This window comes from Odoribacter sp. N15.MGS-14, assembly GCF_000980245.1.
In the GTDB taxonomy this organism is placed as follows: Bacteria; Bacteroidota; Bacteroidia; order Bacteroidales; family Marinifilaceae; genus Odoribacter; species Odoribacter splanchnicus.
The window spans coordinates 1-6,381 of the sequence record NZ_LARE01000061.1; the positions used below are offsets into that span (position 1 = coordinate 1).

The window sequence follows — 6,381 nt, forward strand, 5'->3', positions numbered from 1 at the left end:
ACCGGGGGGATCCACCTCTTTCCATTCCGAACAGAGAAGTTAAGCCCCTGAGTGCCGATGGTACTGCCTTATGGTGGGAGAGTAGGTTGGCGCCGAATTGTGAAAGCAGTCATGATTTATATTGTGACTGCTTTTTTTATGTTTATGAAAATAGCCCACGAGGACGGAGTTTCTGGGCTATTTTAGAGTCTAGGCTCCAGTATCCTGTATGTTCCGGCTGTAGAGGCTGCCATATTTTTCTGAAAAAATATTCCGGAAAATTTTGTCCGCTACTTCTTTCCAGGAGTGTTATAAATAATTGTGTTACCCGCTTGGAATATTTATATTTTTCCCCACTTAGTATTTTCCGAACATTTTCTGAACATTCACTATTGTTGTTTTGTTATCTTTTATATTATTTTGATGGTAGTAGTAAGCCTTTGTTGAAAGACTGGTTTGTGGTGGTTATACCATAAAATTTATATTTTCTGGTAGGTTATTCATTTTATGATTCAAATTATGAGAATTATTTTGATAATAATGGCTATTGTATGTTTAGGGGGATGTGATAAGAAAAATACATCCATATATCATAATATAATATTTAAAGAAATATGTGATATTGCAAGAGATAAGTATCTTCCATTTTGTATTGTTTTAATAGACTCTTCGCAACATTTGTCTCAGGAATATTATTCACGATTACAAACTCGCTACAAATTTCTGACGCAACAGGCCATTTATAATATGGCTGATATTAATGTTTCCGTAAATGAGTGGTATATAAAATGGTTATGTCCTGTTACTACTCCTTTGACTTGTGTATTTTCTCCGGAGGGAGATTTGGTTGACTTAATTCCAGGGGCAACAAGAGAAACTTTTTTGTACTCAAAAGAAGCAATAAATAATTTGGGACCTACTGATTTTCATTGGCCCAACTATTTTCATAGGAATTAAAAAGAACTAATCCCCCTTTTAAATAATTTATTGGAACAAAAAGAAATTTTGAATCAAGGTGTATATTTATCCTCAGGATTCTCTGAACTGGTAGATTCTCTGAATTATCCATATTCGATCTATTTGAAATTGGCTGGAGAATTGATGATGCATGATATTATTACATCGCAAATTACTGCAAAATCTTTACTAGAGTTTTAGTATTTTATCTCTGTCTTTGTTATCTTGCAGGGATGTTCGAATGATGATTTCCTGAAGCCAAGTCTGGAAGATAAGCTTAACTTTCCTCTTCATATTGAAAAATTTGGAAAGGCTGTTGCCAATGAGATTCATCAGACTGTAATAAATTTAAATGAGAGAGGTGTAGATTATTCTAATGCTAAAAACACACCTGAATTTAAAAAGCAATTTTATCAGGATTGGGCCCAGGCTAGTCCAGGGATGATAAAAACAAAAGTGTCACAAAATCAAATGTTTGGTAATTTACTTCTTTTTATAGAGGGGTATCGTAACCTGACCCATATTCAAATTGAATTTATTCGTCGGATATTGAAGGAATGTGATGAAACAACTTCTTACGAGGACTTTGGCTATAGATTGGCCAATATCAATAAAGATATTTTTAAACAGGTTCCTGAAATAGAGCAGGAGAGGTTACTTTATATTACGTCTGCCTTGTATTATGGAATAGGAGAAATTCAGAATCTTGAAAAACAAGGACAAATGCTTATTACTCCTCAGACTAAATTCCGAATGAGAAGGGTTAAAACAAGGAGTGAATCAGGAGGTGATGGTTTCTGGGGAACTTGCAGGAGCATTTATTCAGCAGTTGCTCCTTATGTTGTTGGAACGCTTACTGAAATGGGCGAAATAGTTGTATCTGTTTCGGAGGTAATGGTTGGTGGAGTTGCATTGATTATGTCTGTACTTTGTGTGTCGGATACGGACCAGTTTCGGGCAGAATGTGCAGAAAAATATAGGGATTGTATGGATAAAAAAGGGCCTTGGTCTAAGGAACATAGTGGGGGATGGGGATATACAATGTGTGCAAGGTGCTTAGAATTTTGCAGAGCACAGCACGGTGTTTGGGATTGTCCTCGGCCAGTGTAAAATTGGATTATTATGAAAGGTTTTGAGATATGTATTAATGATGCAGCTCCTATTGTTGCAATGACAGATAGTTTGGTTACTTTAATCATAAGTGTAGGGTATGCTGATGGGGATGATATGCACATCGGAGGAATGGATTCAAAATCGAATCATCTTATATGGATGAATAAAAAGATGTCTCTGGGAGATAAGATTAAAGTGCGGGTTAGAGAGATTGATATTGCTTCTCCATTGCATATGAGATATCCTTCCGATAGAGAGGAAATGAAGAAAGAGTATTATAAATTGAAAAAGAAATTAGAGGAGGAAGGGAAACTATGAAGGGATTAGTTGTTAAATACGGAGAGAAGACTTATAAAGTTGGTTTACCCGATGGAGGTGTTACCTTGTCTTCTTGTATTATGCAGAATAAATTTACGCTTGAGGCAGGTGGCTCAGGACATGCTTATGCTAGTGTATTCCTGAAATTACGTGAAGACATAGAATTTGAGGTGGAAGTGGCTGAATTTGATAAAGCTTCCGAGCCTCTTTCTGAAACGAATCAACCGATAATAGATCCGGATTATCCTCATGAAGAAGATCCGGATTGGAAACTAAAACATTTCCGGAAATTAGAAAAGATTCTGAAAGAAGAAGGATTGCTTGATTAAAGCAGAAGCCTAAGCTGATTAAATGGGCCATTTTTGTAAATGGCTCATGAGCTTTAGGAGAGCGGATCTTAAGACGGAGATACCTCATTGTATGATTCAAATTCTCAGAAGGGTATCTCCTTTGAGCTATTTATTCTAGTCCGGTTTTTTGCTGCTTTATCGGTTATAAAAGAGTAGAGATGATCGGGTTTACCCCTGATTATTGATTTGTTCGAGTTTTTCTTTATCTATGATTTTGATTTTTTTGCCGTTCAGTCCGACAATACCTTCTGTGGCAAAATTAGAAAGGGTACGGATAGCATTGGCCGTGGTCATGTTGGACAAGTTGGCCAGATCTTCCCGGGTGAGACAAATTTTTAACGTACAGCCATCGGCTTCGTAGCCATAAGTTTCCTTTAATACCAGCAAAGCTTCAGCCAGACGTCCCCGGATATGTTTTTGGGTGAGGGTTACTGTACGACGATGCGAAAAACCGAGGTCGGTTGCCAGTGCGCGGATAATACTCATGGCCAGGTCGGGTGTCGTTCGGACGATGTCTAAGATCAATTCGGTTTTAATCCGGCAAACGATAGAATCTTCAAGAGCTTCAGCCGAAGCAATGTGTATTTCTTCGGCGAAGAAAGCTCTGTAACCGATAAAACCGATCGGCTTGGCCATACGAACAATTTGTTGGCGTCCTCCGATGCCCTCTTTATAAATTTTAGCTTTCCCCGTCAAAAGACAATGTAAGCCTGTCGGCATGTCTCCTTCCTGATAAATCAGGTCTCCTTTTTTATAGGAAATGCAGACTGTTGTTTCGATAATTTTTTGTTTTGCCGCATACCCTAGTTCTGAGAGTAAGGAATGAGGACTTTCGATACAGATTTGGCATAAACTGTCGTGTAAATCGCTATCAGTGATGATGGTCATAATTAAAAAGGATATTTTCTACCGTATCCGAAAGCTTTTTTAGAGATTTTGATGATCGGGGGACATTGAGCTCGTTTGTATTCATTTCGTTTTACCATTTGAATGACTTTTTCGACAGTAGCTTTCGGGTAACCTGCCTTTATAATCATTTCCGGTGAATGGTTTTCCTCCAGGTATAGTTTTAAGATACCGTCCAATTCGTTGTAGTCCGGTAAAGAGTCCTGATCTTTTTGATTCGGCCGTAATTCGGCTGATGGTGCTTTTTGTATAGTATTTTCCGGAATGATGATCTGATTCCGGTTGATATATCGGGCTAACGCATAGATATCGGTTTTAAAAACGTCTCCGATTGTACCCAGTGAACCGCAGAGATCGCCGTAAAGCGTGCCGTATCCGACAGCTGCTTCACTTTTATTGGAAGTATTCAGGGGAATATAACCGTATTTGTTAGACATGGCCATAACCAACATTCCCCGGGTACGAGCCTGAAGATTTTCTTCTGCTACATTGAAGGGCTGGTCTTTAAATAAAGGATGTAAGGCTTCCAGATATTGTTCGTAGATTGCTTTAATGGCAATGGTTTCATGGGGCATTCCGATATTTTTTGCCAGCGCTAATGCGTCTTGAACCGAATGTTCGGTGGAATAACATGAAGGCATTAAAAGTCCCATAACATTTTGTGCTCCTAAAGCTTCGGCAGCCAAAGCAGCGACTACGGCGGAATCGATACCTCCCGATAAGCCTAAGATAGCTTTTTGAAAACCATTCTTTTCAAAGTAATCCCGGATACCGAAGACCAATGCTTTATGGAGCAGAGCGATCCGGTCTTGAGAAACAGGTGATTGAAGTGTAGGGGTACCTAATTTATTGGTATCGATGAGCTGAAAGTCTTCTGCAAATTCGTTCAATTGGCAAGCTTTCTTCCCTTTGTAGTTATAAACCATTGAATTACCGTCGAACAGTACAGAAGTATAACTTCCTACATGATTGACAGCGATCAGGTTTTTATTGTATTTTTGAGCCAAAGTGGCCAGTACTTTCCGCTTTTCCCGGCTACTATCGACAGTAAAAGGAGTCATACCGATAAAGATGACAAAGCTATCTGTTTTGTCGATGTATTCCGATTCGTATTCGTCGAATAAAATCCGTATATTTTGATTTTTATACCGGATCGGCGTATTATCTTCTCCTGCGATAAAATAACGGCTTTCACTGAAAATATCATAATCACTCAGGATGTTTTTATGAACACCGTCTACCACTTCCCCATTCTGGATAAAATAGGCTGAGTTGTACATAATACCATTTTCGCTATCCAAATTCGGTGCTCCTACAATAGCTGCAATTTGAGTACATGTGGCTGCGATTTTTTCTACGGCCATACGACAGGCATTTACAAATTCCTCTCTCTCCAGTAAATCCTGGGGCAATGCGCCGGAAACAGCCAGTTCCGGGAATAGGATCAGTTCTGCTTTTTGATTTTGAGCCTTTTGGATCGCAGAAATGATTTTTTCGCTATTTCCTTGAATATCTCCGGCTTTATAATTTAATTGTGGTATAGCAATGATCATAATTTAGTGTATTACAGGTTAAAAAGTCGTTCTGAGTCTCAGAGATTCTTACCGACTTTAAGCAACTATCGTATTACCTTTTTATCTTTTCGTTTATCTTTGCCGTAAAATTACGATTTTTAGTATCAAAATAATTAAAAATGGCCTTGAAGTTTCTTTTAATTCTAATAATTCTTGGTTTTTGGTTTTCCGGCTGTAAGAGAAATCCGGCTCCGGAAGTTAGGAATTTATTGAAAGATACGAAGATCGGACGTTTGGATCTGGATTTATTTCGTTTAGACACAGTGCTACCCGATTGGGGGGTACTGCAAAAAAAATACGGACGTTATTGGGATACCTATACAATCGGTGTGTTGCAGTTGGGGAGAGCCTCTGATTCTAATTTCTCCAATCTATTGGCCCTGTTTTTAAAAGATCCTGTTATGCGAGAGGTGGCCGATACGGTAGCTATCCGATATACAGATATCAGTGATCTGGAAAAACAGTTTTCACAAGCCTGGGCTTATTATCGTTATTATTTTCCTCAGCACACTCTCCCGGAAGTATATACCCATATTTCCGGATTTAATCAGTCTATTATCGTAGATAGTGCTGCTATCGGGATCAGCTTGGATAATTATTTAGGGAAAGACTGCATTTTTTATAGCATGCTTGCTGTGCCGGTGCCTGTTTATGCACGGCAGAAGATGACCCGGGAGGATATTGTCCGGGATGCCCTGACCGGCTGGTTGACGGTTGAATTTGTGTTTCGACCGTTGAAGAATGATTTGATTAGCGGGATGATCTATCAGGGGAAAATCATGTATTTGCTACAGCAGATTCTTCCCGAAGAGAAGGGATATCGCTTGTTGGGATTTACCGCAGAGCAAGAAGAATGGTGCCGGAATAATGAGGAACAGATCTGGCGGTTTCTGATCGAGAACGATTATTTATTCTCGACTCAACAACGCATCATGACGAAATATCTGAACGATGCTCCTTTTACATCGGGTATGCCTGTCGAATCACCTGGACGTGCAGTGGTGTGGACAGGATACCGTATTGTCGGAAAATATATGCAGAAAAAGAAGAATGTGTCCTTGGAAAGGTTGATGGCCGAACAAGATTATCATAAAATATTAAGGGAAGCGGGGTATAGGCCTTAGGGAGGTAAAAAGCGAAAGGCTAGAGGCTAAAAGCGAGGAGGGGGGGAGAAGTTGAAGGGG

7 protein-coding genes and 1 rRNA gene are annotated in these 6,381 nt (G+C 39.2%); 6 read left to right on the top strand and 2 right to left on the bottom strand.

Annotation, left to right across the window (positions count from 1 at the left end; translation table 11 throughout):
• From rrf to WS34_RS11655, 5 genes are all read left to right on the top strand, one after another.
• Positions 1–98: ribosomal RNA gene (gene rrf, locus WS34_RS11635) — 5S ribosomal RNA — on the top strand; the annotation flags it as partial.
• A gap of 400 nt (positions 99–498) precedes the next feature.
• Positions 499–936, top strand: a complete 438-nt coding sequence (locus WS34_RS11640; RefSeq protein WP_286693743.1) for a hypothetical protein — start codon at positions 499–501, stop codon at positions 934–936.
• A 225-nt stretch (positions 937–1,161) separates the two neighbouring features.
• The gene (locus tag WS34_RS11645; RefSeq protein WP_286693744.1) at positions 1,162–2,046 is read left to right on the top strand and encodes a hypothetical protein; all 885 of its coding nucleotides are present in this window, start codon (positions 1,162–1,164) and stop codon (positions 2,044–2,046) included.
• Between the two features lie 12 nt (positions 2,047–2,058).
• Positions 2,059–2,367 (top strand): hypothetical protein, encoded by a 309-nt coding sequence (locus WS34_RS11650; RefSeq protein ID WP_013612325.1) that lies wholly within the window; start codon positions 2,059–2,061, stop codon positions 2,365–2,367.
• Positions 2,364–2,696 carry a hypothetical protein gene (locus tag WS34_RS11655; protein ID WP_022159537.1) on the top strand — a complete coding sequence of 111 codons (333 nt, stop codon included), beginning with the start codon at positions 2,364–2,366 and terminating at the stop codon, positions 2,694–2,696. The genes WS34_RS11650 and WS34_RS11655 overlap by 4 nt, the downstream gene beginning before the upstream one ends.
• Positions 2,697–2,885: 189 nt before the next feature.
• Here WS34_RS11655 and WS34_RS11660 read toward each other — a convergent pair whose 3' ends face one another.
• Positions 2,886–3,605, bottom strand: a complete 720-nt coding sequence (locus tag WS34_RS11660) for a Crp/Fnr family transcriptional regulator (RefSeq protein WP_013612323.1) — start codon at positions 3,603–3,605, stop codon at positions 2,886–2,888.
• 2 nt (positions 3,606–3,607) lie between these two features.
• On the bottom strand, positions 3,608–5,176 hold the full coding sequence (locus WS34_RS11665; RefSeq protein ID WP_046405000.1) for an NAD+ synthase: 1,569 nt from the start codon (positions 5,174–5,176) through the stop codon (positions 3,608–3,610).
• Positions 5,177–5,316: 140 nt separating this feature from the next.
• Here WS34_RS11665 and gldB point away from each other — a divergent pair, with 140 nt between their 5' ends.
• A complete protein-coding gene (gene gldB, locus WS34_RS11670) occupies positions 5,317–6,321 on the top strand; it encodes a gliding motility lipoprotein GldB (RefSeq protein WP_046404222.1) in 1,005 nt (334 codons plus the stop codon).
• Positions 6,322–6,381: the final 60 nt, after the last annotated feature.

Bases quoted from the DNA above. Each gene is read 5' to 3' on its own strand.
- WS34_RS11640 (WP_286693743.1), top strand. From the start codon at position 499: ATGAGAATTATTTTGATAATAATGGCTATTGTATGTTTAGGGGGATGT.
- WS34_RS11650 (WP_013612325.1), top strand. From the start codon at position 2,059: ATGAAAGGTTTTGAGATATGTATTAATGATGCAGCTCCTATTGTTGCA.
- gldB (WP_046404222.1), top strand. From the start codon at position 5,317: ATGGCCTTGAAGTTTCTTTTAATTCTAATAATTCTTGGTTTTTGGTTT.
- WS34_RS11665 (WP_046405000.1), bottom strand. From the start codon at position 5,176: ATGATCATTGCTATACCACAATTAAATTATAAAGCCGGAGATATTCAA.
- WS34_RS11655 (WP_022159537.1), top strand. From the start codon at position 2,364: ATGAAGGGATTAGTTGTTAAATACGGAGAGAAGACTTATAAAGTTGGT.
- WS34_RS11660 (WP_013612323.1), bottom strand. From the start codon at position 3,605: ATGACCATCATCACTGATAGCGATTTACACGACAGTTTATGCCAAATC.